This window comes from Holdemania sp. 1001302B_160321_E10, assembly GCF_015552275.1.
Taxonomy (GTDB): domain Bacteria; phylum Bacillota_I; class Bacilli_A; order Erysipelotrichales; family Erysipelotrichaceae; genus Holdemania.
Genome location: NZ_JADNEM010000020.1, coordinates 15,857 through 41,377, shown reverse-complemented (window position 1 = coordinate 41,377; position 25,521 = coordinate 15,857). Strand labels below are relative to the sequence as shown.

The following is a 25,521-nucleotide window of genomic DNA, read 5'->3' as shown; positions in this document are numbered from 1 at the left end:
TCTGCCCGTTTTTTTATCCGCCCCCTGCCGCTCCCGAAAATTCGCTGTCCGCGCTGACCCCGCGCTGGTTTTTGCCCCGGGGTTATGCTATCCTTATATTATTAAATGAGAATCAAACTCGCACGGATATCGAAAATGAGGCAAACCGATCATGGAAAAAAATACAGTTAAATTACGCGAAGCCTTTGAACAATTAGTGGACGCCGTCTTTCTTTGCCGGGATTGGCCGGCATTGAAGGAAGCGTTGAGCGAAGCGCTGATCTGCCGCGGGCTCTATCCGGACATGATTGCCGGCCGCGACGATCTGCTTTTGTCGTTAAACCGCTACTATAAACAGACCCTCCCGCCTGTGCAGATCCGCTGGATCAGTCTGGAAGTCCTGCGCGAACAGCCCCATCTCTGCGCCCTGTTCGCCGCCTTTGAGCTGGACTATCCCGACGGGAAGACCGCCTGTCTGCAGCTGCGGGCAACGTTGGAAGAACTACCCCGGCCCGTCTATGTGCGGCTGGACCTCGATCTGCCTGCCTCGCGGGTCTTCTCGCCGCAGCCGCAACTTTTCACTGCCCATCCGCGGCTGTTCACAATGGCGGAACCGGCGCTGCAGGCGGAGATGGCCGGTGTGTATCTGGAAGCCAACATGCCGTTGTTTTATATCAGTTCCCCGCTGCTGAAGCAACTCGGATTCACCTACGAAGAATTCTATGCTCATTGTCGGAATCAGCTTGATCTGATCCTGGTTCCCGACGATGTCGGAACGATGAAAACCCAATGTGAAGACGCGTTTCAGCATGGCGATGAATTTCAGATGCCTCTGCGGTTTGTGCGCAGGGACAGAACGGCTTTGTGGCGGCAATGTCAGGGCTACCGCTTTCTGACAGATCAGGGCCGCATTGCGATCCTGCTTCGATTTGCCGATATCCACGCTGTGAAAGAACGTCAGGCTGAATTGGAGACGCAGATTCGTCAGCTGCGCCAACGCAACGATGAGATGGCGATGTTAACGGACAATCTGCCGGGTGGAATCTGCCTGCTTCAGCTCGACGACGCGCAGACCCTGCTTTACGGCAACCGCCGGTTTTATCAGCTGCTTCAGACTTCGGAAGATGAAATCCGTCAGCGTTATCAAAACGAATGGATCCGGATGGTTCATCCCGATGACCGAAACGCCGTTTTAGCCCAGATCAAAGAAGCCTTCACCGCCGGCTTGCCCGGCTTGCACTATCAGCTGCGGGTTCCGACAAAAACCGGCATTTTATTTCTGATGGTCTATGCTTCTTTCGCGCTGACCGGCAGCGTCCAGACGATCAACTGCGTTGTGCTCGACATCACCGAGGGCAAGCAGCGGGAAATGAATATCGCGATCAACGAGCAGAGGATGACGAAAGCTCTTGAACAGGTCGGCTGCGTGCTGTTTGATTATGACTTTAAAACCAATCAGATTCTCGGTACGCCGCAAGCCTGCGCCCGCTACAATTTTCCAGACACCGCCGTCAATCCGGAATATTTTATCGACCGCGGACTGATCCTGCCGCCCTTCGGGGAATCTTTCCTCGCGATGATTCACCGGCTGCGTCAGGGAGAGGAACGCGTAAGCTGCATTATTAAAAACCGCAATCAGGACAACATCGTGCACTGGTCGCAGCTAACGCTGGTCACGCTGCCCGACGAGTTTGGGCAGACGGAACAGGCCGTCGGCATCATTGAAGACATCACGCTGCAGAAAGATGCCGAACTGGCTTACGCCAAGGAGCAGCAGTACCGCAAGGCCATCGCGGCCGGCGCCTGTCTGATGATTGAGATCAATCTGTGCGACAATCTTGTGGAAAAAATCAGCGGCGACTGGGGCTTTTTGATCGACGACGCGCTGCGGACGCCTTACGATCAGTTCCAGCGCCGCATCGCCCGGCAGCAGATCCATCCCGACGACCGTCCGACGTTTCTTTCGACGTTCAGCCGGGACGCTTTGAAAGCCGCGTTTAATCAGGAACAGCGGGAAATCACGCTGCAATATCGCCGGTTGTCGGAAAAACGCCAGATGGTATGGGTGGAAACGACTGCGCATATCATTCAGGATCCGGCGACCCAGCATCTGAAGGTGTTGTTTTTTATCCGCGATATTGATAAAGAAAAGAAACATGAGCTGATCCTGCAATATCAATCCCAGCGGGATTCGCTGACCGGCTTATTGAACAAAGGCTCCTCTGAAGCTCAGATTCAGTCGGTGCTGGAAAACGATCCCCAGGCAATGCACGCGCTGTTGGTTCTGGATATCGACGAGTTTAAAAAAATTAACGATACCTTCGGCCATCTCTATGGTGATCAGGTGCTTTCCCGAATTGCCCGGCAGATCCGCGAGGTTTTCCGCGGCGATGATGTTTTGGGCCGGATCGGCGGCGATGAATTCGCGATTCTGATGAAAAACTGCAAGACGGAACAGATCGTACGGGAAAAAGCAGGACAGCTGTGTCAAAAGCTGGCGGCGTTGTTTGACGACAGCGTTTCCTGCAGCATCGGCGTTTCTTTCTATGCCAAGGACGGAACTTATTTCTATCAGCTCTACCAGAACGCAGACATCGCGCTCTATCAATCCAAACGTCAGGGCAAGAATCAGGTGCAGTTTTACCTGCCTTCGATGAAGCAGGAAAGCTGGACGGTCAACAGTACCGAAATCGACGAGCTGCGCACGGAAATGCCGGTGATCGCAGCAGCGCCGGGGCTGGAAGAACATCTGACCTCGCAGCTGCTTGAGGAATTAAACGACGTGATCTATGTCAGCGATCCAAAGACTTACGAATTGTTATTCATCAACCGGACGATCAAAGAAGATCTCAATATCATCGACGACTACATCGGCAAGAAATGTTATAAGGTGCTGCAGGGCCGCGATACGCCGTGTCCGTTCTGCACCAACGACAAGCTGAAATTCAACGAATATTATGTCTGGGAGCATACCAACGAGCTGATGAACCGGGATTTCATCGTCAAAGATAAATTGATCCAGTGGCAGGGCCGGACTGCGCGGATGGAATTTGCGATGGATATCGCTGAACACAATCATTTAAGCAAGGAACTGTCATTGCAGCTGGAGCGCGGCAACGCGCTGCTTGAACATGTGCGCCAGATCGTCGACGCGGATTCCGTCAGTCTGGCGATAGAGGAAAGCCTGACCGGTATCGGCCGCTATTACGCGGCGGAGCGGGTCGTGCTCAGCTTTTTGCAGGAAACGCCTCCGGTTTACGAGTGGATGAAGACGCCGCTGCCTTCGTTCAAGGAAGTCTGGAACAATCTGGCGGAAGTGCTGCTGGAACCGGGGTACACCTATTTTCATGCGCACGACGCCTATGTCTTAGTGGATATCGACGCCTTGAAGAGTCAGAACGCCGAACTGGTGCGCACGTTTTTACGGCTGGGTGTGCGGTCGCTGCTTGCGGTGCCGCTGCTTTCCCAGGAGAAGATTATCGGCTGCTGCGCCATCGTCAATCCGTCGGCGCAGGGACAGGATTTAAGCTTTGCGGAATCGCTGATCGCCTTTTTGGTCAGTGAACTGCTTAAATATCAGGCGGTGGAACAGCTGCGGTTTATGAGCTATCACGATCCGCTGACGGGGCTGGGCAACCGCAACCGGTATGTCGAGCAGCTCCAGCATTGGCAGCGGCATCCCTTATCGCAGGCGGGCGTTCTGGTCTGCGACGTCAACGGGCTGAAGCAGCTCAACGAGCTGTATGGGCATCACTATGGCGATCAGGTCCTGATCGAACTGGCGCGGATTCTGAATCTGCATGCCCGGCCGGAGCAGTTATTCCGCTTAGGCGGCGACGAATTCATTGCTGTCTACGAGAATATTTCGCACGCGGAATTCCAGCAGCGGCTGGCCCGGCTGAAAAACGCGTTTACGATCATTGTCAACGGCGTGTCAATGGGCAGCAGCTGGAGCGGGGACGAGCCGGACGTCAGCGCCTTAATGAATCATGCCGATCAGCTGATGTATATCGCCAAGCAGAATTATTATAAAACGACTTACAATCTGTCCAAGCATTACCGGCCGGAGACCTATCAACAGCTGATGGAGGCGCTCAAAGAAAACCGGTTCACCGTCTATATCCAGCCAAAAGCCGACTTGGAAAGCGGACGGATCCTGGGTGGGGAAGCCTTGATCCGCTATCTGCATCCGCAGATGGGTGTGATTCCGCCCGCGCGCTTTGTCCCGGTGCTGGAAAACGAACATCTGATTCGGGTCATTGATTTGTTTGTCCTCGACGAGGTCTGCCAGATGCAGCAGCGCCGGCAGCGGCAGAGCCGGAATGCCGCGGTGTTGTCGTTAAATTTCTCACGCCTGACCTTGTTGGAAGAAAACATGGCGCTGGAGGTGGAGAAAATTTTATCGCGCTATGATTTCGATCCTTCGTTAATTGAAATTGAAATCACTGAAACAGTCGGTGAAATTGAAAAGGAAACGCTGCGCACGGTCATTCAATCGTTGAAACGGTTGCATCTGCGAATTTCCCTGGATGATTTCGGGACAAAATACACCAATTTAAGCATGTTGACGGTTGCGGATTTCGACGTCCTGAAACTGGACCGCAGTCTGATTCAGGGACTGGTCGATTCCGCGCAGAATCAGATCATCGTTGCCAGCATTATTTCCATGTGTCATCAGCTGGGGGTCAGCGTCATCGCCGAAGGGGTCGAAACTGAAGCGCAGCGGGATAAACTGCGGCAGCTGGGATGCAGTCTGGGGCAAGGGTATTTCTATGGCAAGCCGATGCCGGTGGGTGATTTCCGCACGTTATTCAATAAGAATTGGGAATAATTTGATTTTCAGAGGTGAAAGAGAGGAATGGCCGATCTTTCTTACTCCGCATTCAAACCAGATAGAAAGAGAACGCCCTGCTTTCCAAGCAAAACGTTCTCTTTTTTTCTATGCGATTTTCAGATTCATAAACTCCGGATTGACCAGCGTATTGCGCTGATCGCGGCCGCAAACCTGCACCCCTTTTTTAAATGTCGCGCGGCATTGGTGCAATGGGTCGACGATGATGAAGTCGGCCTGCTTTCCCACCTTGAGCGAACCCAGCCGGTCGTCGACGTTCAGGAACCGCGCAGCGTTCAGCGACGCCATGGCCACCGCTTCCGGCACTGGAATTTTCAGAGTGTCGATCAGGTTGAACACGTCCTGCAGAAGCAGCCGTCCGCTGCCGTAGATCGTGCCGTCCGGCAAATGAATTTTCCCGTTCGATTCCAGCGTTTCCGGGGTCTCACCGATCTGATACGTGCCCGGCGGCATGCCGGTCAGACTGTCGCTGTCAGTCATCATCAAAATCTTATCCCACGGTTTCATCTTCAGCAGAATTTCAATCATCTGCGGACAGACGTGGATGAAATCGCAGTTGATTTCATTGTATATCCGCGGATCCAGAAGAATCGCGCCGGTCACGCCAACTTCCCGATGATGTAATCCGCGCATCGCGTTGAACGAATGCGTCGCCATCTTACAGCCGGCGTCAATCGCGTCCATCGTCTGATCATAGTCGGCCCCGGTATGCGCAATGCCGACCCGCACGCCTTTCTGATTTAAAACCATGAGGACCTCCATCGCTCCCGGCAGTTCCGGAGCCAGACCCAGACTGATTAAATCGCCGCCAGCGGCTTCATAAAACCGCAGGGCCTGATCAACCGAAGGCTTCTGGAAATACTGCATCGGCGTCCCGCCGTTATACTCCGGGTTGTAAAACGGCCCTTCCATATATAGGCCCAAAATTTCAGCCCCCTGCCGCTGATGGATTCTCGCCTCATGCAGCGCGCGGACGTTTTCCAGCATCATCGGGGAGGAAATGCAGGAAGGTACACAGGCAGTCACTCCCGCCCACAACAGTGCATCGGCCATGTGGAGGATCTGCGTTTCATCGGTTGTTTTCGAGGCGTTCCAGCCCATAAAGCCATGCAGATGAGGATCGATCAAACCAGGTAAAAGCCAGTCGTCCTGAACCTCCTCTATCCGTGTGCCCACGGGTGTATCGCCGATCCCCGCAATTCGGCCTTCGTCGTCAATCGTCAGCCATCCGTCGACGACTTCAGTTTCCGTGACGATGTGATGACTGTGAATACTTTTCATAAATCATTCCACCTTCCTTTCTTGTAGTCTATGGAACAAACATCTATTTCTATGTGTTTAGAAAAAGGCGTTCAGCTCCGCGCTCATCTGTTCAACTTTTTCATTGATATACAACATCTGCTGCCGGGCCTCAGGGATCGCCTGTCGGATCAGTGAACCTGTATCCATTTCACCAGGATCCAACATCAATGCCAGAACCAAACTTAAATTCACGCCGCTGACCAGATGTGTATGGGGTCGTTTTAAATAGTTCACCAGCATCTGGTTGACACTTCCTCCAGGCAGATCGGTCAGGATGATCACCTCGTCTTGAACATTGATCTTATCGAAATAGATCTGGATTTGATCTGCCGGATTTTCCGGGCCGGCAAACGCGTCGATCACCGTCAGCCTGTCCGTATCGCCAGTGATGATCTGAAGCGCGTTCCGGATTCCTGAAGCCAACGTGCCGTGCGTTGCGATTAAGAACTTCCGCATCTTTCTACAAGATCCCGATAAACCGTCCCGCAATGGCGACGACCATCATCCCGATGATAATCCAGTTGGCTTTGACGTTTTTGCGCAGCAGCGCGATGACCAGCAGCGAAAGCATCAGCGGCAGGAAGCCCGGCATAATCATATCAAAGGCGCTCTGCAGTTCAAACGGAACGTCGCCGAAATTCAAGGTCAGCGGGGTAGACAAGCTGACATTGGAAGCAACCATCGCGCCGACCATCGTCAGGCCGATAATCCCGGCTGCTTTGGAGATCAAGGTGATCAGACCGCTCTCGTCCATTTTTTGAACCAGTTTGGTACCTGTGGTATACGAAGCAATTTCCAGATACCAGCGGCCAATGAAGCTTGGCACGTTAATCAACAGAACAAACACGATGGCCCCCAGAATGGAACCCGTCTGGGCTAAGGAAATCCCGATGCCGGCTGCCAGCGTGCGTAAGACGACCCAGAAGATCGCATCGCCGATCCCCGCGGTCGGGCCTAACAGGGCGGTCTTAACGGAGTTAATTGCCGCTGGATCGAAGTTCGGATTGGAGGCGGCTTCTTTTTCCATCGCCGCCGCTACGCCAAGATTAAACGTAACGACGTTTGGACAGGTGTTGAAGAACTGCGTATGCCGGTTTAAGGCTTCTTTTAAACCTTCAGGGTTATCCTTATAGTAATACTCGAGCATTGGAATCATCGCGTAACCGAAACCCAGCCCCTGCAAGCGGACCATGTTGAAGCAGGATTCCAGAAAGTTAGAACGCCAGTACATCCGCTTTAAAGCGGTGACTTCTTCTTTGGGATAGGCTTGTAAATTTTTATTCATAGAAAGAATTCCTCCTCTTTTTCTGCAGGATCCGACGCTGGTTGTTTCAGCTTGACTAACGCCTGGAAATCCAGCTCCCGGTAAAGTTCAATCCCCGCCAGAATGAAGGCGATTAAGGCAACGGCTGTCGTTGAAACGTTAAAGAAAATCACGAGCACGAAACCCAGCAGATAGTACAGAAACGCGCCTTTCTTCCCCAGAAGCATAATCGTAAGAATACCTAAGCCTAACGCAGGAAGCATTCCGCCGGCAACCTTAATTCCGTCGATAATCGCGGCGGGAATCGCCGCTAACATGACGTCGATCGACTGCGTGCCGAACGCTACGCACAGGAAGACGAGAATCGCCTGGAACGACTGGACAAGCGCGGAAACCCACAAAATCGAACGGTCATAGGCTTTGATATTCCCCTGTTCGATAAAGCGGTCAAACATCGGCAGGAAATTCGCCGTGATCAGTTTGCGCAATTCATTGGTAAATACGCCGAGCATCCCGATCGGCACCGCTAAGGCCAGCGCGACCTCCATATCCGCGCCAGTCAGAATCACGAACGCCGTGGCAATCGTGCCGCCCAGCGCCGCGTTGGCCGGCATTGTCGCTCCGATACTGGCGACGCCTAAGAAAACCAGTTCCACTGAAGCGCCGATCAGGATACCCTGCTGCAAATCGCCGAGAACCAGACCAACCAGCGGCCCCAGCACAATCGGACGGTTCACCATCGGATTGGCACACCAAGCCAGGGAAAGCAAATCACAGACGTAATAGACAAGCCCGACTAACAAACCTTGGACGATCATCATTTTTCATTCCTCCTTAACATCCCAGGTGCTGCAGACAGTCGCTGACCTTTTTCTTCGGTTCATGCGGCACCATCTGTATGGTAAATTCAACCGGCAGGGCGCAGATTTTCTTCAATGTTTCGACGTCTTCCGGATTGAGATAGATATTGCGGTCGAGTTTGATTTTTTCCTCGGTCCGCAGCTGTTTGCTTCCGTAGTAATTCCCGATGTTGATTCCCTCCACAGTTTCCGGAACCGCCTGCGCGATGCGCAGCGCATCCCGGGGATGATTGACGACGACAAAGATTTTCATTGACCGGGCCTTCGGATTCTGAAGCAGTCCGATCGCGTCCTCCACGCTGCGGATCGCCACCTTCATGCCCGCCGGCACCGCCAGCTTCAATGCTATGATCTGAAGCTCATTGTGAATGACTTCATCATTCGCGACGATAATGGAATCCGCCTGCAGCGTTTTCGTCCAGGTCGTTGCCACCTGTCCATGAATCAGCCGGTCGTCCACGCGTAATAATTTAATCATCCTTTTTCCACCTCCTCTTGGGTTGTTCTGCCCTCTTTCCAGCAATTTCTGTGGCAACCAATCCAATCATGTAAAAAAAGATGAGTTTTTCGGTTTTCTTTGCCGTTTCTCATCTTTTTTTGTTTTTTTATCACATGAATTATTCTGTTTTTTCAAGCTTGACCGGCAAAAAAATCTTCGTCTTGCGGATCAGCGACACTGTCCGTCTTGTTTGCGACACTGCCCTGTTCGATATAATCATACAGATATCCGATCTCACTGACAGGCAGCGTGATGTTGTACGCCTTGCAAACGGAAACGAAACTGTCCTGCACTATACGGATAAATTCTGCCTGGCTGAGCGTGAACGTCTCCAGATCAGGATACCGGGCAGGTTCCTTACCAATCACCAGTCGTTCAATTAAACAGCTGATATGCAGATACAGACCGATAATCGTACGGCCGCTGAAACTGCACTGACGTCTTTCCTGAATCCGATCAAGGATTTCTTCGACGTAAACCAAAATCCGGTTAGGATTGAGAATTGTCAAATAGTTCAACAGGTTTTCTAATGAAAAGTTCTTTATAATGCTGCGCTTAAACAACCGCATCTGGTCCTCTGTCAGAATGCCTTTCAGACACCGGTCGAGGACGTCCATATTTTTCTGATCGACCAGCTCCTCCACTGAAACAAACGGAATGCCCGGCACTGCCGCGTCAAGGGTACCGACGATCAACAGTACATGATACTGTGCGCTCAGGCTCATCATTCTGCCCTGATGGAGTGAAGCATAATCTACGGGAATCAGTTCAACCTTCACCGGCGCAGGCAAACTGGACTGAAACAGGGCCAGTACTTTCTCCGCCGTGGCGATTCCCGTAGAGCATACGGCCAGGATTGCATTGGCTTTGTACTGATTTTCTATGATTTCATAGCGATGTACGCTGCGCTCACTGGCTTCTTTAAGAATTGTTTTCAGCGAATGCGTGCCTTCCATGATCATCGAACCAACGTCTAGTGCCAGCTTGGTTGAAACATTCGACAAAATTCCGATATTCATCTTCCGATCCTGTCCCAGTGTATCACTGATATTTTCCAAAGATCCCATATCGACCAGGATAATCAGTTCCAGACAACCTTCCAATGAGTCGATATATTCGTTTAACCGGGTGGTCACGTCGTCGAGCCGGCAGTCCGCGGGCATATCAATCGCGTCGAACATCTGCGTCCGCAGCAGCTGATTGGCAACTTCGGCCATTCCGCTGGCTACCGCATAGCCATGAGCTAAAATCACCACTGGAATTGAAGCCCGCTGTAAATCACGGCTGAAATATTGGAGGAAAATAAACAGATCAAGTGTTGGCAGAGTGGTCGAGGAAAGCGAGAGTGTATTGACTGCCAGGTCTAAAATTTCCCGAATCTGGCGAGCTTCCAGCGGATACCGCTGCTGAATCAGGGCCAGAAAAGCCTCCACAGCCTCCTTATCCTGGACACCCAGCGGAAATTCCTGCTGGAGTTGGCGGGCCGCGTCAGCTAAATAGCGTGTTAATATTTTAATTTTATTATTGGACAGCCGACGGTGGGAACTGTGCGTAGAGGTCAGCGATAAAATCAACCCGGACAAATTGCGAAAGATTTCCTCCTGAGGCGTAATCCACCGATCCTGAATCAGCGCGTCGGCGTATTGTTCCAGCTTAATGTAAGCGACAGCGAGAAAGCTGTCAAAGCTCATCTGTCGGTCAAGGTAACTTTGAAAGGTATGCAGCAGAGCCTGATTGAAAACCCCGTAGCCGCTTGGACTTTGCACAGGTGAAACTACGGCTCGAAGCGGATGCAGCATCTGATCGGAACATTGAAGCAAATCAAAGGTCATCCCGGAAGCCAGTGCTGCGGGCAGATCCTGAATATGAATTTCCAGCTGATTCTCACCACGCCGCAAAAACGCATTGGCGACGCTGACCTTTACCGCATTTTCAAGCTGCCCGACATTCCCCGGGAAATGGGCAGTTTCCAGTGTATGATAAGCCAGGTCGCTGATCAATAACGAACACCCCAGCTTCTCCTGTTCTTTCTTTAGCAGGGTCAAAATTAACTCCCGCTTCTCCGGCAAAGGGCGATGCTCAAGATCCGGCAGCTGCACAAGAATCGGAATTCGACGCAGCAGTGTTTTCAATAAAATCTCCTGCGGATTCTCTGTTGTTGCCATCAATATCCGGACTTCACTGGAATACAACGTATCATGATCGCCGATCATGTGATAGATACCCTGATCCAGAAACAGAAAGATTTTTTCCTGGCATTCGGGTTTCAGCGCGTGAACCTCGTCAAGAAACAACACGCCGCCGTTAGCTGAGGCTAAATAACCCTGGCGGTCGCTGTCGGCTCCAGTATATGCACCTTTTTTATAGCCAAATAGATGGATCAGAAACAGTTCGGGATTATCCGCATATTCAGCGCAGTTGATCGTTACAAATGGGCAATTCTCTTTAAGCGTTCCCTGGCTGCGGGCATACTGTACCATTAACCGCGCTAAAAAGCTTTTCCCGGTTCCTGTCGCACCAGTCAGAAGCATCGGCAGGCCCTGCGGGGGATAGGTAACCGCGGCCTTGGCTTGCTCAATCGCGTAAGCCAGACTGCCATTTTTGCCGATCAGCGAATCAAACACATCAGCTTCTTTCCGGTTTTTATATTTCTTTAAATCCGGCCAGCCTGATATAACGCTAATCGCGTCAGGAATTTCATAGCCCAGCGATAAAAGCTGTTGGCGGCTCAGGTAATATACAGGCCGGGTGTTAATTTTCACACACTGCCGCTGCGCGACTAAATCATTTAACAGCTGACTGATAAAATTGCGGCTGTAATTCAATTTCTGTGATAACCAGACAGCCGTAAACCGTTCGACATGATCGGAATCAAGCGGCGTTCTATTTAAAACGGCCAGTATCTCGTTCTGAATCCAGGTTTGATTTTCCCTCATTGCCTCTCCTTCAAAGATAAATAGTAGTATTTTAATAAATTTAGTATAATCGTTTTAGGAGCATGAATCAATCGTGTCCATGGTCAATGTAATTATTTATTTATCCAATTTATTCCTATTATCTTATAGGATTGAACATTGCTTTACAGATCAGAAAGTAAAGCGGGAAAGGAGCACGTATGTCATCCTCAATTCAGATCCGGCCGATACCGAAGCCTGCGCTTCATTTTACACCCAGTCTGGAAAAATCATTGCAGATCTTAACCTGGAACCGGGCTGAGCTGGTCGCTCAGCTGCGCCGGAAGCAGCGGACTAATCCGTTTCTGCGGGAATTGAAATCCAGCTGGCTTGATTTTCAAACACAAGCCTCCTCATTCAAGGATGATCTTTACGCCCAGCTGCACACCTTAAACCAACCATATAGAGAAACGATTTGTCAGATCCTGATCGAATCCTTAAACGACCGGGGTTTCCTCGATGAACCGCTCGATGAATTAGCGCAGGCATTTCATCAGCCGCTGTCTGATTGGGAAGAACAACTGCGGCTTCTCCAACAGCTGGAACCTGCGGGCATCGCGGCCCGCTCCGCTCAAGAATGTCTGATCCTGCAGCTGCAGCGCCGCGGTCAGACCGAGGCCATCGCCTTTTTAACGCAGTGTGAAGCGGAGATTCTGGTGCATGACTGGGCTGGCGCCGCAGCCAGGCTCCATTGCAGCGAACAGATGATTCAGACTTATTTCCAACAGCTGCAGGAATGCACACCTTTCCCTTGCGCCGCTTATGAATCGGAAACGGTCAGCTGGATTCTTCCAGAATTTGAAGTTCGCATTGAAGATGAACATTGCGTTCTGGAAAGCATGCAGGAAGTTGATCTGGAATTAAATGAAAATCCTTCTTTGGAATTGGCTCAGGCGCTCCACGAAGCACGGTTTTTCCTCGACGCTGTGAACCGGCGTACACTCACGTTAAGCCTGATTATGAACGAATTGCTTCAAATTCAGGAAATTCCGCTGATTCGTCAGACACCGCTGCACGCATGCCAGAAAAAAACGATTGCCCGGCGCGTGGGTATTCACCCCTCCACGCTGACACGAGCGGTTCAGAACAAGTATTTTCTATTTCGGGGAAAACTGCTTCCCATTGAAGCGCTCTTTGCTTCATCCAGCGTTCAGAATTACAGTACAGCAGAGCTGACTGCTTTCATTCAGAGTCAGATTAAACAGGAATCACCCGATTATCCATTAAGCGATATCCAGATATCAATGCGGCTGCAGGAAAAAGGAATTCGCCTATCACGCCAACTGATCGCCAAGCTGAGAAAAGCCGCAGGGATTCCTTCATCTTACCAAAGACATGCACAAAGAAAGCATAAAATGATCTGACTTTTACTTATGCAGCGCAAAGTTCAATTCAGATCTTCCGGTGCTTTCTTTCCCAGCAATAACATTTTTAAGCTGACTGTCCCCTGATCCGCCACCGAGAATTCCAATGTTCCCCAATACTTCTTTACAATTCCTTTAATAATCGTCATTCCCTGACCTGGATACTTCTTCTTTTACAGCTTCTGACGATCGCAGGAATTCCTGCATTCAACAGCCAGAAGATTTCCTTTAACCTTTATCTTAAGCATAATCCAGCCTTGCGACGCTTCGACCGCATTTTTCAGAATATTGCTTAATAAAGTATTCAAATCCAGACTCTCCGGCAATCCCAGCAGACTGCCCTCAATCTGAATTTCAAACGCGATTTTTCCCTGTTCGCATTGATGCGCAAAATAATTAAAGATTGCATTCGCCGCTGCGTCATCACAATATAACTGGCTGCGGATTCCAGCGAACCGGCAAAAAACCGTTAAAGAAATAAGACCAGAACATGACGATGGGAATCTGGTTCAGATAAAACCAGAACATGGTGGAATCATGCATCATTCTCTTCTCCTTCGCAAAATTGATAATTCGGGTATTGATCCGAAATTTCATGCAAAGTTGCCTCGTTATCCTGATTTTCCCGGATCGTAAATTGAAGCCGGGTCTGCCCGAAAAAATTTTTGGACAACGGATTTATAGCAAACGCTGCATGTCCTGCGAGAAAGGAAGGATACAATCACCTCTGAAAACAAAAACATGGCGAGCCCTCGATAAGAGGATTCACCATGTTTGCCTGATGTTCTTTATTTCTCGTTGGAAGCGCTGTTTCCGGCAATGCGTCCGGAAACGATGATCTCCGTGATTGCGTTGCCGCCCAGACGATTTCCTGAATGGAAGCCGCCGGTGACTTCGCCTGCCGCATACAATCCCTTGATCGCTTCGCCGTTTTCATTCAGGACGCGGCGATCGGTATCGACCCTCAATCCGCCCATCGTGTGATGCGTGGAAGGAGCCAGGAAACGAACCCGGATCATGTCCAGCTTGTACGTATCCGGCAGATAATTGCCTTCGTCGTCCATTTCGACCTGACCGACAGTTCCGCGATACGAAAGCTTCTCCACGTCCAGCGTATCGGCAACGCCCATGACGTAGTTATCGTAATCCAGAATTGTCTGCCGCAGCGTTTCCGCGTCGCAGCCGATCAATTCCGCGGTTTCTTCCACCGTTCTGAAAATCATCCGGCCTTCAACATCTTCAGGAATGTTGTTGAAACCGCCGGTGCCAGCCGTTGTTCCCACATTGGAAATTTCAACGTAGATCCCCGGTACATATTTTAATCCCAGTTCCTTTGCTTTTGCTTCGCTCATTCCGTTTTCAAAGCCGCCTTCTGACAGAACGTCGCGTTCCGCGGATTCATCGACATACCGCTTGCCCGTTTCCGGATTGACGTAAATGACGTTCTCGCCGGCGCCGCCAGCCAGATTTCCATTATCAACCCAGCCTAACGGCATCATCTGTGTCCAGCCTTCGCCGATTGTCGCTGCACCAACAGCCTGACCCATCGTCGTGCCGTCGCCCTTCAGACTGGAACGATTGGTTGTCCCGATATTGTTGGCAATAAATTCATCTTTCCAGTAATCATTTGTCTTCTGGACCATCTCAATATTCGCGCCATAGCCGCCGGTCGCCAGAATGACGCCTTTGTTGGCCATGACTGTGACCGGAGTTCCGTCAAACTGCGTCGCCTTCACGCCGGTAACGCGCCCGGATTCATCCGTGATCAATTCGTTCGCCGTCGTGCGGGTCATAATTTTATTCGCTTCGTTCGCTTTTAAAACCGTATTGGCCGGGACCGCGAAATATCCGCCCCACTTGCCTTCATAGAATTCGCCGTCAACCGTGCCGCCATTGACTGCGTTTTCACGCTGCCACAAGCATCCGATTAACGTAAAGGCACGGCTTTGATCAATCGAAGCTCCCTGAGCTTCCAGCCAGTCTTTAATTTCCTGACCACCTTCGACAAACTGGCGAACCAGCTTTTCATCGCCGTAAATCCATTCCGTATTCTCCCGGTTTGGACGCAAGCCGCCATAATATGTCTGGAAGATATGCAGGTTGATCGTGGAGAACAACGTCAGCTTTGTTTCATGGACGCCCGCATCCAGCTGCGGCTGGGCCCAATCCAGATAAGCCCGGATTTCTTCTTTCAGCGCTTTCAGCGTCGGCAGATATTCCTCATGGACGCCGCGCACCGCATTCAGCGCAATATCGCCCGCGACAAACGGATGTTCGTCGTCAATCGTTCCGTCAAACGGTTCTTCCGACCAGTTCAGAATTGTTTTCAGCGTATCAATCCGTCCCGCGTCATTTTTAACTTTTTCATAGGTTTCGCCATTGTATTCGCCGGTCGTCGCATCCGGATTGGCCGGATCCCAGACAACAGCGTCAAAGGTCGACTGATAAGCGCCGCCGGAAACTAACGTATTTCCGCCCATTTCCGCGTTCTTTTCCAATACCAGAACCGTGTCCCCGTTTTGGGCTGCCTGCGCGGCGGCCATCATGCCTGCTCCGCCGGCGCCGACGATGACGACGTCCCAGGTCCCTGTAATTTCTTCCTGCGCCGCATGTTCTACGGTGTTCTTCTTAAAGGCGTCCAGATCAGAAGCGCCCGCCGCTTCCGCCGCTGCGTTGACCGCGTTCTTCAAAGCGATGCTCGTAAAGGTCGCCCCGCTGACAACGTCAACCCCCGTGCCGTTGGCTGCCAGGATATCCTCAATCAAAATGGGATAAGCGACATCGCCGACATGCGCCGTTTCCTTCTGTTCTTGAACCTGAATGTCCGTAATTGCGTTTTCTGAGAAAGTCGCTTCAATCGACACTTCCCCGTTGTAGCCCTGTGCTGAAGCCGTATAGCTTCCAGCCGTGAATTTGAGTTCTGCTTTCTTCGTTTCTTCCTTCGTTTGCCCGCAGGCAGCGCAGGAAAGCACCATGAAAAGAGAAATCAAGATAAGGCCAAGTCTTTTCATATTTTCCTCCCTCGTCGATATTTTCACAATCGATCTGACCTTACTATAAACCCCGTGGTTACCACGGGGTCAAGATCCCAAGTCCAGACTGCAGCTGAAATAATACCAGAGTTTGCCGTCTTCCTGAACCCGTGTGATCAGCCGACCGACCAGCTCCTTGCGGATGGGTTGATCGGTGCATTCCAGCAAAGAGGCCAGCGCCGTTTTCGGGATTTGTGTTAAGCTTTCACTGCGCGAAACAATCATTACCATTTTTCCGCTGCCGCAGCTGGTCTCGGCTTCCGCATACGGAAGTTCGTTTTGTCTGGCAAAATCGGTTCGGATCCCTAATCCGACACGCGGTTCCAAGATATCAGAATCAGATGTCAGCTGCTTTGGATCGATCCGGAAAGCCAGATGCAGCAGTTCAGGAAACTGCATCCATTTTTCAATCATTTTCAAGACGTTCTGGCGATCCAGATTGGCGGGAGAAAACTCCAGGAAGCTCAGGCTGAACAGCTGCTGCACATTCAAATACAAGGGCTGCCCCTTCTGATGGATCGCGCGCTGAATTAAATTCCGATAATAGATATTACGCTCAATCTGCCGTTCCAGCAATGCTTTTTGTTTTTGCAGCTGAAGCAGATTTTCCTGATAGCGCCCATCCTGATCCGCCAGATTTTCGGCCTCGTTTTCGGGATGGAATTGATTCAGACTCGCTCCCAGTCCCCGTTCATGTCTTAGATAGAAGACCTCGACCGCATTATCAATGGAAAATTCCCGATAGCCGTTCGCCAGCACTTTCGCTGGTTTTAAAAGCTCAAGGTCGATATAATGCCGCAGCGTCTCCAGGGTAATCCCTGAAATAGCGCAAAACTTCTTGCTTGTGACCATATTTCTGCGGATGCTTCCCCGAAAGCACCGCCGTTCACCTGCCTTCTTTGTTGATTTCATGATGATCATTTCTATCTTAACATAGAATCACCCGCCGTTGTACTCCGGGCGTTTCTGGTTTCACTTCGCAGGTTGGCGAAGTCCAAGATTGGAATATAGAAGAATCCCTGAAAAGTTTGTAAACTGTAAAATAAAGGCATTACGTTAAGTTGTTTCGATGACTTAACCCAATGCCTTTGTTTTTACATTGTTCCTGATTTTTATAATGACTCTTAAAAATATCATTTGAATATTGTTTTATCCAATATCACCTCAATAAAAGGGAATACCATGACGATGGCAGTCATGATCAATAAAATACCGCAAGCTTTGATAAAATAGATGGAAAATAGAGTCGGTGTTCCATCTTTAACCGTGAGGAAATGCTGGTACTCCCAGACTTTCTCAGGATTTTTAAAAGCATATCCGCCATACCAGAAACAAAACGCAATGATCAATACCATAATCATCGGCAGGATCCTCCTTCGCTTCTTTCTGATTACGATCTCTGTCCACAAGACTTTTCAAGCGCTGGATCACCAGCATGCGCGGCATAACTCTTTTCAGCAGACTGCTTCCTGTCCTGACAGAACCGCGAGATAACCCTTATCATTAAAGCTTGGTACTTCATTCTCTTTTACGCGTATTCGTGCATAAACAACGGCTTGCCGCTCAGCGCAAACGCTTCCTTCGGCGAAGTCACCGCGCTCCCGTACAGCCGGTTGAACAGATCGTAATCGTTAATCCGCGCCATCGTGAAGCCATAGTCCTGCCATGTGAGGCCCTGAATAATCTTTTCCAGATGCTCATCCTGCGTGGTATGCAGGATAATCTCCGGTTTCAGCTGCAGCGCCAGATTCAACAATTTGAACAACGCGACGCTGTTGAGATAAATACACTCGCGCACCTCGATGCCCTGCGCGGTCTGATATAATGACGCGTAGCCCTGAATCTGTTTGTTCTGATCATAGTAGGCGATCAGCTTGCCGCCCTCGGCATTGCACTCCTCCTGCAGATGATCGAAGTCCTCTTTCGTCCGCAGATAGAAACCATCGAAGCGCCGCACATACGCCGTATACACATCGAGCAGATCCTGCGACTGCACCTTGTAGGTCAGGCCCTCGTTGCTGCAAAGGGGAATCTGGGAGCGATGGATGGAATACCGCCGGCGGTAATACACCATTTCAAAGCCAAACTGCGTATACATCGACGGATTGTAAGCCTGAATCAAGGTCACCAGCTCCCTGTGCTCCACCTCGTCCAGCACGTCGTTCATCAGCTCGTGCATGCAGCCCCGCTTGCGGTAAGACGGAATCGTCGCCACGCCTAAAATCATCGACGTTTCCAGAACATGCCCGGCTAACATGATCGAATGCGGAATCCGCATCAGCGTCGATACGATATTCCCCGAATCTTTCAGCACCAGCGTATTCTCCGGCTTATACAGCGTGCGGAAGAAATAATCCGTATAACCACCGTCATCGCCGGCAAACACCTGCTTCCAGATGCCGTACACAATCTTTTTTTCCTGCGGCAGCGCCTTGCTGATCATAGCTGATTCTCCTTTCCGCAAATCCGGTACTTCTCGATCAAAAACTCCGGATGGTACGCCAGTTTAGCCTGACGGATATTCTCATGGCCCATGTCGTCTTCACGGTTGACGTACTCGGCTTCATCAAACTCATGCGTCAGCCATTCCTTCATGATCGCCTGATATAATCCCCGAATCTCGTCGTCAGCTTTTTCAATGTTTTCCTGACACATCCGCGCGCTCAGCCAGGAGCCGACCGCAAACGCCTTCACTTCCCCGTCGATGCGGATCAGACCGCCGCGGTAAGGAATCTGCCCGAATAATTCCAGAATCCGGAAAACGCCGCGCCGTTCCGTCTGCAGAAATTCATCCGGATCCTCGGCATGCCACTGCCGCAGAAACGCTTCACATTCCTTCACATTATCCGCGTTGAACGACTCATATTCCCAGCGTCCCGCATACTCCTTATAGAATGCGTTGAGATGATTGCGCTTCTTCTGCAGCTTCTTGCCTGCGAAGGTTTTCAGCTTCTCGCACAGGTAAACATAATCCGCGCTGTCGCGGTTTTCCTCCAGACAGGTGTTGGGAAACGTATCCGCAAACCACTGCGCCGCTTCCTTTGTGAAGCAGCTCAGCACAAATGGCAGCCGATAATGCTCAAAGATGCCTCTGGCTGCCAGAATTGCTTCCTTGAAATATTCCGGCCGGCATAAGGGCATGTAAATAAACAACGTGCCTTCGTGCACGCCCAAAAGAAGCAGCCAGTTTTCATTCTGACACTTAAACAGCGGATAGGAATTGATCCACAGGATCATGTTGACCAAGTTGTGGTTGCTTTCTTCATACTGCGCCAACGATAAATAACGCTGGATCAGCGGATAATCGTCTACGGTAACGGGATCAAAGTCCCTTTGTATCTGACTGGCTTCCATCCTCATCCGTCCTTCTTTCAGTATATTCCGCTTCAAAAACCTCAGGCTGAGCTACCCGCTGTTCAAACGGGCTGTCCTGAGTTTGTTCGTCAATCCAAACTGAATCCTGATTCTGATCCTTCGACGACCACTGGTCGTTCATCGTCTTGGTCATCTTTCTGATCTTGAACATGCCAAAGATCCCCAAGACCGCCATGACTGCCAGCATCGCCAGAATAAACGGCCAGGCCATGCTGAGAAAGGCGATGATCAGCAGGATTGTAAAAATCATCGTTAGAAATCTCATGTTTATCACCGGTTTCATTATATCCTAATTGACCGCAAAAGAGAAAAGTTTTGCAACCCGAACCTCAAATTTAAGAATTTCTTCAGCTTCTCTGCGGATGACGGCGGCGGGCATGACGGACGCCAAGAATCCACAGGACAAGAAAGCCGGACGTCATAAAGCACAGCACCGCCAGTCCCACCTCGCCCCGCCGGCGGCTGTACTCCGTGACTGAATTGACAGAGCCGTGGGCGATTACCGGCTGAGATTGGGCGGCCTGCAGCTGGGCGGCATAGGTGTATTCCGGGTTGGAGATCGAAACCGAAGCCAGCCCTTCCTCAATCAACAAGCGCTGCACCAGCTCCCCATCCGCAAACAGCCATACCGGCAGCGGCGAGGTCTGGGCGACATGATCGTCGATTTCCAACGTCAGTGTTTCCGCCTGACTCACAATTTCGCAAGCCCGGGTTTTCCCGGCGTCTGTCAGCTCGACATCAAACAGGGAAATCGGCAGCGATTGTTCGTGGAGCACGACGGTAATCTGCCCCTGATCGCAGTTCCATTCTTCCGCGGTGTACGTTAAATTCCAGGATAAACCGGCCAGCTGGATCAATAAAAGAAAAAAAGCCAATGTCCTCACCTCCTTAGAAGTATGGAACATCCTGGCTTTTTTTATGCGGATTCTTCAGGATTCATTCTGGATTTCCGAAATTGGGGGAAGCTGCTCCGCGATCTCGTGGAGCTTGCCGAAGCGGTGCTTCATGCCGGATTTGGACATGGCAACCCCCGTCTGTTTTTCATATTCCGCGCTCAGTTCGTTCAGACTGGCCTCCGGGAACTGCACGCGCAGCTGGGCCACAGCTTTCAGCTTTTCATCGAGAAACCGCAGCCGGCCGGCTTTCTCGATCCGGGCGATATCCTCCAGCTGCTTCTTGGCCGCCGCCTGACTTTTCATTTCGTTGGCGACCTCGCAGTTGTCCAGCCGCGTCAGGTTGTTGCGGAAATCGCGGTGGATGCGGATATCCTCAAACTTCATCAGCGCTTCATACGCACCGGCGCAGCGCAGGAAATCAGCGATCTTATCGGCCGCTTTCAAATACACGACGAAGGACGTGCGGCGGGCGATCACCTTGGCCGGCAGATCAAATTTATGCATCAGCTTCTGAATGAACAGCGCGTGAGCTTCGTCGTTGGTTACAATTTCGAGATGATAATTGGTCTTCTGCGGGGAATTGACTGAACCCATCGCCATGAACGCCCCGGCCAGATAGGCCCGTGCGCAGCATTCTTTCTGAACGAGCTTGCGGGTCGGATGGTTCTGCAGCCCGTGATCGGTGAACAGGCCCAGATCGTTGAGAATCTCGGTCGTCTTGTTCAGCACCTGCAGCCGGTAGATGTTGTTTTTTTTCAGATTCATCTTCTTGATGACCGACAGATCGGTTTCCACGGCGTAATTTTCCTTCAGCAGCTTAAGGATTCGTTTTGCCGTCGCCGCGTTTTCCGTCTTGATCATCAACGACATGCCCTGAGCGTTGATCGTTAACGACGAACACAGCTGCACCAAAGCGGAAAGCTCCGCCTTCTGGCAGCAGGGTTTCAGCTCATTCTGAGCGATTTCGGATTTGACTTCAGTGGTAAACGACATACTTACTCCTTTATTTTCGCTAACAGCTGCTGCATGCAGCGGCGGATCTTATCGGCGTCGTGGCGGACCAAATCGTCGCTGAAATCCAGCAGCGGCGCCGGGGTAACCTGATAGGGATGCTCTTGCTGCAGGATGCTGACAGGCTTTCCGCCTTCTAACGCATAGCGGTTCAGGACCGCATCCGGGATCGGATCCTGAGCGACCAGCACCTCGTCGATCTTCGCACCGTGACGGACCAGTGCGTCGACATGATCCTCCATTGTAAAATCGTCGGTTTCACCCGGCTGGCTCATCGCGTTGCACAAATACACGCCGTAAGCGTCCGACTGGCGGATCGCTTCGGCGATCTCCGGAATGATCAGATTCGGCAGGATACTGGTGAAGATGCTGCCGATGCCGTAAATGATCACATCCGCTTCGCGGATCGCCCGAACTGCCTTCTCGGAGGCCTTGACGGTTTCCTGATAAAACACCGTGTCGATCCGGTTATTGATATTGGGAATGTTGGACTCCCCGCGCACGATCGTGCCGTCGGCCATCCGGGCGAACAGCGTGATCACCTGAGTAGTAGCGGGAATGATATCGCCGCGCACATTGAGGATCTTGGAAAGAATTCCGATGCTTTCCAGAAAGCTGCCGCAGCTCTGCGTCAGGGCGGTCAGAATCAGATTGCCGAGGTTGTGGCCCATGACGCCCTGATCTTCCTGATCAGGATCCGGATCGCCTTCAAAGCGATACTCCATCAGATTTTTAAGCAAGGTTTCCGACTCCGCCAGCGCGATCAGCACCGCGCGGATATCGCCCATCGCGGGGATATGAAACTGACGCCGCAGCCGTCCGGTGCTGCCGCCGTCATCCGCCACGGTGACGATCGCCGAGATTTGAATATCCTGAATGAATTTAATGCCGCGCAGGATGACCGACTGGCCATGCCCGCCGCCGATAACGACGACCTTCAACGGGTTATTGTTCATCCAGCCCCCGCTTATCGCGATGTTCTTTATAGCAGTTATACTGGATCTTATAGTGATCATACAGGAAATTCGTGATCGCGACGGAGCGGTGCTGGCCGCCGGTACAGCCAATCGCTACGGTGAAGTGATTCTTGCCTTCCTTGACATATTCGGTAAACGCGTAATCGAGAAATTCCAGCAGCCGCTTGATAAATTCCCGGGTTTCCGGTTTGTCCATGACGTAATGGTAGACCTGCGGATCGTCGCCGGAGTAGGGACGCAGTTCGACTTCCCAATAGGGATTGGGGAGAAAGCGCACGTCGATCATCAGATCGGCATCCAGCGGGACGCCGTGCTTATAGCCAAACGAGATGAAGCTGATCGAAAAGACCGGCGCGCTGCTCAGTGAGAAATACTTCTCGATTTTCTGCTTCAGTTCCGACGCTTTTAAAAACGTCGTGTCGACGGAAAGAAACGCGGTGTCTTTGTAATTCTGAAACATCTGCCGCTCGACGCTGATCGCTTCCTCCAGCGTATTGCAGACGTTGGAGATCAGCAGCGGATGCGTGCGCCGCGTGGATTTGTAGCGGTGCAGCAGCACATCATTGGATGCGTCCAGAAACAGTACGCGCACATCCATATCCTCACCCTCAAAAGCATTCAGGAACTCCGGGAAATCCTTGGCCGACGTTGCCAGCGCCAGATAGGAATAGCGCGGATCGGTACTGCTTTCAATTAGATCCACCAACAGGCTTAACAGCTGAACGGGAAACTGGTCGATGCAGTGATAACCCATATCTTCCAAAACGCTGGTCGCGCTCGTCTTGCCTGCGCCGGACATTCCGCTGACCAGGATTACACGCTTTTTCTTCATCTCGATCACCTCTTGTTTTGTTAGCTGTATTTTACCACAGCCCCTGGCGGTTCTCAATCGGGAACATGCCGATTTTTATTCGGAGAACTTTCTTCTTCAGCTTCAGCGTTTAGTCCGGAAAAGATTCCTGAGGAGCGCATCTGTTTCACAAAAAAAGAGAAGTCAAAATCCGGCGGCTCCTTGTCAATAAGATGGCGGCGGCTTATCAAACCTTGTAACCTTATCGCTTTCTTATTCCGAAACGCCCGGCCGACTTCCCGATCAGCTGATTTTAACCTTGCGGTGATGAATATAATAGGCATACGGATCTAACAGACTTCCCGCCTCATCCCTCAGAATCCGGGGCTGTCCCTCCGTCATCCGCCGGATCAATGTTTCCGCCGTATTTAACCGGATCGGGTCGCCGCCGGTCTGAATCACGAAAAAATAGATGCGTTTGATCTTCTTGTTTTTGACCGGCAAGGGTTTCGCAAGATCGAACAGCTTGGTCATCATCCGTCTTTTTTCCGAGGTAAACAGAATGATATTCAGCGTCTCATCCCATACCAGCCAGTCCAGATGCAGAAATTTCCGATACAATAAATAAGCCAGCCACTGCTGGTCAAGCTCTTCCAGATAAAAACTGATCAGCGTCTGCTTCAGTTCCTCCATACTGGAAAAACGGGCGTCCAGATAAACGTCCTCCCGGCTCAGCGGCGAGAACGGCGTTTCATATTTCAGCGACGGCTGAATCATATTCTGATACAGCGACTGGTAGTCATCGTTGTTGAGATAGTAGTCAATTTTTAAAACCGGGATGGAAGAGGACACGGAAACCGGCACGCTTTCGTCAAAGCAGATTAAGAAGTCCACGGTTTCCGAAGAAATGTCCGCCAGTTCCCGCTCTCTTAGAATATCCACGGATTTGACATAATAATGCAGCCGTTCCAGCAGCGCTTCCTTTAGCGCCTCCCCGACAAACACATTCGCGACCGGATACAGAGCCAGCCGCAGCTGCATCCGCTTATTCTCGATCTTCTTGATCTGACGATAGATAAACAGTGAAATCAGACATTGCGAGACCTCGCCGCTATCGCAGTCGAACCAGTTCTGAATGATATCGTGAATGATGATCGCGATCTGACAGGAAACCGGCGTCTGCTTGGCAATCCGCACCAGCTCGGAGGTCGTGTTGTTTTCCGGGATTTTAAACGACATCCGCACGACGATCGGGATCAGAAAACGCAGAAATTCCGTCTTCATCGCCTCCATCGCCGTGAGGTTTAAAATGTCTAAAGAGGCGAATTTTCTGCGGATTTTATCAAACAGGACGACTGCCAAATCATAAAAAGGCCCGAATCGGGTTTCTTCGATCGCCGTATCGGACAGGTCCAGATTGCATAAGAGAAACAACAGCTGAAAGCGCTGTTCCTGCGGCGGCAGTGGTTCTCCATAATACGCTGCCAGCTGCGAACCCAGATCATCCAACGGAAACAGCGGCCGGAATTGATCGAGCAGCTGCGCCTGTTCCTCAGAAAAGCTCACAAAATGGCCGGCCTTCCGGCGTTTTTCCGACAACATGATCATGACGATCCATTTCCGGGTTTCCAGGTCGCTGATCCCCATTTCCCGCGTGCAGATCAAATCGGAAACCATTTTCGCGATCGCCTCGCGTTCCTCGCCTTCCATCTGATCCTTGTGATCGACGTCCAGAAACACGTCCATCATCTTTACCTTGTGGTTGTAGTAACAAATTGAATCCATGTAGCAGAACCGGTAGTTGATTTCGTTGCCTTCGATCTTCATCCCCCGGTAAGGGCGGCTGATCAGTTCCAGATTGTAATCGCCCAGCATTTTCCGGACTTCCTTCATCTCCCGGGAAATCGACTGCGGATTCAGCCACATCCGATCGGCGATCGTCTCCAGCTTGATATACTCCTCGCTGATCAGCAGCTGTTTCAAAATGGTGTTGATGCGCAGCTTGAAGTTCTCCTGAAGATCGTAGACATTGTAGAACCGGTAGCGGAACTGGTTTTTCAGCTCCCGGATCACCCGCGGATCCTGCGCCTGCAGAAGAAATCCCCGGTTCTTGCGCAGACAGATCTGAAGGTTATTCTTGCGGATGGTATCGTTGATCACCTGAATATCGTTATGGATTGTTTTCTCGGAGACGTTCATCTGTTCGCACAGCATCGAATAAGTCAGATATTGTCCCGTATGATTAAGAAATTCGTAGAGCAGGGACAGCTGCCGGTAATTTGCGTTCATGCCCAACATCCTTTGCTTTTCATGCCTGTTTCCTCCTCATTATAGCATTGCGCCGCTTTCTTTCAGGTCAGCAATCC

At 51.1% G+C, this 25,521-nt stretch carries 22 protein-coding genes; 2 read left to right on the top strand and 20 right to left on the bottom strand.

Features of this window, described 5'->3' with window-relative positions:
• The first annotated feature begins 151 nt into the window (after positions 1-151).
• A complete protein-coding gene (locus tag I2D94_RS12470) occupies positions 152-4,810 on the top strand; it encodes a GGDEF and EAL domain-containing protein (RefSeq protein WP_072682981.1) in 4,659 nt (1,552 codons plus the stop codon).
• A gap of 108 nt (positions 4,811-4,918) precedes the next feature.
• On the opposite strand, the gene nagA is transcribed toward I2D94_RS12470, so the two are convergent.
• The 6 genes from nagA to I2D94_RS12440 all read right to left on the bottom strand — a co-directional run bounded on the left by nagA (position 4,919) and on the right by I2D94_RS12440 (position 11,692).
• Positions 4,919-6,112: an N-acetylglucosamine-6-phosphate deacetylase gene (gene nagA / locus I2D94_RS12465; RefSeq protein WP_195397103.1), complete on the bottom strand. Its 1,194-nt coding sequence runs from the start codon at positions 6,110-6,112 to the stop codon at positions 4,919-4,921.
• Between the two features lie 57 nt (positions 6,113-6,169).
• On the bottom strand, positions 6,170-6,589 hold the full coding sequence (locus I2D94_RS12460; RefSeq protein ID WP_195397101.1) for a PTS sugar transporter subunit IIA: 420 nt from the start codon (positions 6,587-6,589) through the stop codon (positions 6,170-6,172).
• Positions 6,590-6,593: 4 nt separating this feature from the next.
• Positions 6,594-7,418: a PTS system mannose/fructose/sorbose family transporter subunit IID gene (locus I2D94_RS12455; RefSeq protein ID WP_195397100.1), complete on the bottom strand. Its 825-nt coding sequence runs from the start codon at positions 7,416-7,418 to the stop codon at positions 6,594-6,596.
• Complete coding sequence (locus I2D94_RS12450) at positions 7,415-8,218, bottom strand: PTS sugar transporter subunit IIC (protein ID WP_195397099.1); 804 nt, start codon at positions 8,216-8,218, stop codon at positions 7,415-7,417. Before I2D94_RS12450 ends, I2D94_RS12455 begins: the two co-directional genes overlap by 4 nt.
• Before the next feature lie 13 nt (positions 8,219-8,231).
• Positions 8,232-8,735 carry a PTS sugar transporter subunit IIB gene (locus tag I2D94_RS12445; RefSeq protein WP_195397098.1) on the bottom strand — a complete coding sequence of 168 codons (504 nt, stop codon included), beginning with the start codon at positions 8,733-8,735 and terminating at the stop codon, positions 8,232-8,234.
• A gap of 152 nt (positions 8,736-8,887) precedes the next feature.
• The gene (locus I2D94_RS12440) at positions 8,888-11,692 is read right to left on the bottom strand and encodes a sigma 54-interacting transcriptional regulator (protein WP_195397096.1); all 2,805 of its coding nucleotides are present in this window, start codon (positions 11,690-11,692) and stop codon (positions 8,888-8,890) included.
• Between the two features lie 179 nt (positions 11,693-11,871).
• Between I2D94_RS12440 and I2D94_RS12435 the strand changes: the two genes are divergently transcribed.
• Complete coding sequence (locus I2D94_RS12435) at positions 11,872-13,074, top strand: hypothetical protein (RefSeq protein WP_195397095.1); 1,203 nt, start codon at positions 11,872-11,874, stop codon at positions 13,072-13,074.
• Positions 13,075-13,097: 23 nt separating this feature from the next.
• On the opposite strand, the gene I2D94_RS18505 is transcribed toward I2D94_RS12435, so the two are convergent.
• The 14 genes from I2D94_RS18505 to I2D94_RS12375 form a co-directional block, all read right to left on the bottom strand.
• Complete coding sequence (locus I2D94_RS18505) at positions 13,098-13,223, bottom strand: hypothetical protein (RefSeq protein ID WP_255524746.1); 126 nt, start codon at positions 13,221-13,223, stop codon at positions 13,098-13,100.
• A gap of 24 nt (positions 13,224-13,247) precedes the next feature.
• Entirely contained in the window at positions 13,248-13,382 is a 135-nt protein-coding gene (locus I2D94_RS18705; protein WP_370544622.1) for a hypothetical protein, read from the bottom strand.
• A gap of 115 nt (positions 13,383-13,497) precedes the next feature.
• The gene (locus tag I2D94_RS12430) at positions 13,498-13,671 is read right to left on the bottom strand and encodes a hypothetical protein (RefSeq protein ID WP_195397094.1); all 174 of its coding nucleotides are present in this window, start codon (positions 13,669-13,671) and stop codon (positions 13,498-13,500) included.
• Positions 13,672-13,862: 191 nt separating this feature from the next.
• Positions 13,863-16,085 (bottom strand): FAD-dependent oxidoreductase, encoded by a 2,223-nt coding sequence (locus tag I2D94_RS12425; protein ID WP_195397093.1) that lies wholly within the window; start codon positions 16,083-16,085, stop codon positions 13,863-13,865.
• 69 nt (positions 16,086-16,154) lie between these two features.
• Positions 16,155-17,018: a MerR family transcriptional regulator gene (locus I2D94_RS12420; protein ID WP_195397092.1), complete on the bottom strand. Its 864-nt coding sequence runs from the start codon at positions 17,016-17,018 to the stop codon at positions 16,155-16,157.
• 221 nt (positions 17,019-17,239) lie between these two features.
• Complete coding sequence (locus tag I2D94_RS12415; protein WP_072682977.1) at positions 17,240-17,467, bottom strand: hypothetical protein; 228 nt, start codon at positions 17,465-17,467, stop codon at positions 17,240-17,242.
• 167 nt (positions 17,468-17,634) lie between these two features.
• Positions 17,635-18,549 carry a GNAT family N-acetyltransferase gene (locus tag I2D94_RS12410; RefSeq protein WP_195397091.1) on the bottom strand — a complete coding sequence of 305 codons (915 nt, stop codon included), beginning with the start codon at positions 18,547-18,549 and terminating at the stop codon, positions 17,635-17,637.
• On the bottom strand, positions 18,546-19,460 hold the full coding sequence (locus tag I2D94_RS12405; RefSeq protein WP_195397090.1) for a DUF2156 domain-containing protein: 915 nt from the start codon (positions 19,458-19,460) through the stop codon (positions 18,546-18,548). Before I2D94_RS12405 ends, I2D94_RS12410 begins: the two co-directional genes overlap by 4 nt.
• Positions 19,429-19,731, bottom strand: a complete 303-nt coding sequence (locus I2D94_RS12400) for a hypothetical protein (protein WP_195397089.1) — start codon at positions 19,729-19,731, stop codon at positions 19,429-19,431. The genes I2D94_RS12405 and I2D94_RS12400 overlap by 32 nt, the downstream gene beginning before the upstream one ends.
• Positions 19,732-19,828: 97 nt before the next feature.
• Positions 19,829-20,356 carry a hypothetical protein gene (locus I2D94_RS12395; RefSeq protein ID WP_072682973.1) on the bottom strand — a complete coding sequence of 176 codons (528 nt, stop codon included), beginning with the start codon at positions 20,354-20,356 and terminating at the stop codon, positions 19,829-19,831.
• A 54-nt stretch (positions 20,357-20,410) separates the two neighbouring features.
• Entirely contained in the window at positions 20,411-21,370 is a 960-nt protein-coding gene (gene whiA / locus I2D94_RS12390) for a DNA-binding protein WhiA (protein ID WP_195397088.1), read from the bottom strand.
• A 2-nt stretch (positions 21,371-21,372) separates the two neighbouring features.
• Positions 21,373-22,344: a uridine diphosphate-N-acetylglucosamine-binding protein YvcK gene (yvcK, locus tag I2D94_RS12385; RefSeq protein ID WP_072682971.1), complete on the bottom strand. Its 972-nt coding sequence runs from the start codon at positions 22,342-22,344 to the stop codon at positions 21,373-21,375.
• On the bottom strand, positions 22,334-23,197 hold the full coding sequence (gene rapZ, locus I2D94_RS12380; protein ID WP_072682970.1) for an RNase adapter RapZ: 864 nt from the start codon (positions 23,195-23,197) through the stop codon (positions 22,334-22,336). Before rapZ ends, yvcK begins: the two co-directional genes overlap by 11 nt.
• Before the next feature lie 261 nt (positions 23,198-23,458).
• Entirely contained in the window at positions 23,459-25,444 is a 1,986-nt protein-coding gene (locus tag I2D94_RS12375; protein WP_195397087.1) for an HTH domain-containing protein, read from the bottom strand.
• Between the last annotated feature and the right edge of the window lie 77 nt (positions 25,445-25,521).

What these genes read in the sequence shown, in the direction of transcription:
- I2D94_RS12470 (WP_072682981.1), top strand. Translation starts at nt 152, where the DNA reads ATGGAAAAAAATACAGTTAAATTACGCGAAGCCTTTGAACAATTAGTG.
- nagA (WP_195397103.1), bottom strand. Translation starts at nt 6,112, where the DNA reads ATGAAAAGTATTCACAGTCATCACATCGTCACGGAAACTGAAGTCGTC.
- I2D94_RS12460 (WP_195397101.1), bottom strand. Translation starts at nt 6,589, where the DNA reads ATGCGGAAGTTCTTAATCGCAACGCACGGCACGTTGGCTTCAGGAATC.
- I2D94_RS12455 (WP_195397100.1), bottom strand. Translation starts at nt 7,418, where the DNA reads ATGAATAAAAATTTACAAGCCTATCCCAAAGAAGAAGTCACCGCTTTA.
- I2D94_RS12450 (WP_195397099.1), bottom strand. Translation starts at nt 8,218, where the DNA reads ATGATGATCGTCCAAGGTTTGTTAGTCGGGCTTGTCTATTACGTCTGT.
- I2D94_RS12445 (WP_195397098.1), bottom strand. Translation starts at nt 8,735, where the DNA reads ATGATTAAATTATTACGCGTGGACGACCGGCTGATTCATGGACAGGTG.
- I2D94_RS12440 (WP_195397096.1), bottom strand. Translation starts at nt 11,692, where the DNA reads ATGAGGGAAAATCAAACCTGGATTCAGAACGAGATACTGGCCGTTTTA.
- I2D94_RS12435 (WP_195397095.1), top strand. Translation starts at nt 11,872, where the DNA reads ATGTCATCCTCAATTCAGATCCGGCCGATACCGAAGCCTGCGCTTCAT.
- I2D94_RS18505 (WP_255524746.1), bottom strand. Translation starts at nt 13,223, where the DNA reads ATGACGATTATTAAAGGAATTGTAAAGAAGTATTGGGGAACATTGGAA.
- I2D94_RS12430 (WP_195397094.1), bottom strand. Translation starts at nt 13,671, where the DNA reads ATGAAATTTCGGATCAATACCCGAATTATCAATTTTGCGAAGGAGAAG.
- I2D94_RS12425 (WP_195397093.1), bottom strand. Translation starts at nt 16,085, where the DNA reads ATGAAAAGACTTGGCCTTATCTTGATTTCTCTTTTCATGGTGCTTTCC.
- I2D94_RS12420 (WP_195397092.1), bottom strand. Translation starts at nt 17,018, where the DNA reads ATGAAATCAACAAAGAAGGCAGGTGAACGGCGGTGCTTTCGGGGAAGC.
- I2D94_RS12415 (WP_072682977.1), bottom strand. Translation starts at nt 17,467, where the DNA reads ATGATTATGGTATTGATCATTGCGTTTTGTTTCTGGTATGGCGGATAT.
- I2D94_RS12410 (WP_195397091.1), bottom strand. Translation starts at nt 18,549, where the DNA reads ATGATCAGCAAGGCGCTGCCGCAGGAAAAAAAGATTGTGTACGGCATC.
- I2D94_RS12405 (WP_195397090.1), bottom strand. Translation starts at nt 19,460, where the DNA reads ATGGAAGCCAGTCAGATACAAAGGGACTTTGATCCCGTTACCGTAGAC.
- I2D94_RS12400 (WP_195397089.1), bottom strand. Translation starts at nt 19,731, where the DNA reads ATGATTTTTACAATCCTGCTGATCATCGCCTTTCTCAGCATGGCCTGG.
- whiA (WP_195397088.1), bottom strand. Translation starts at nt 21,370, where the DNA reads ATGTCGTTTACCACTGAAGTCAAATCCGAAATCGCTCAGAATGAGCTG.
- yvcK (WP_072682971.1), bottom strand. Translation starts at nt 22,344, where the DNA reads ATGAACAATAACCCGTTGAAGGTCGTCGTTATCGGCGGCGGGCATGGC.
- rapZ (WP_072682970.1), bottom strand. Translation starts at nt 23,197, where the DNA reads ATGAAGAAAAAGCGTGTAATCCTGGTCAGCGGAATGTCCGGCGCAGGC.
- I2D94_RS12375 (WP_195397087.1), bottom strand. Translation starts at nt 25,444, where the DNA reads ATGAACGCAAATTACCGGCAGCTGTCCCTGCTCTACGAATTTCTTAAT.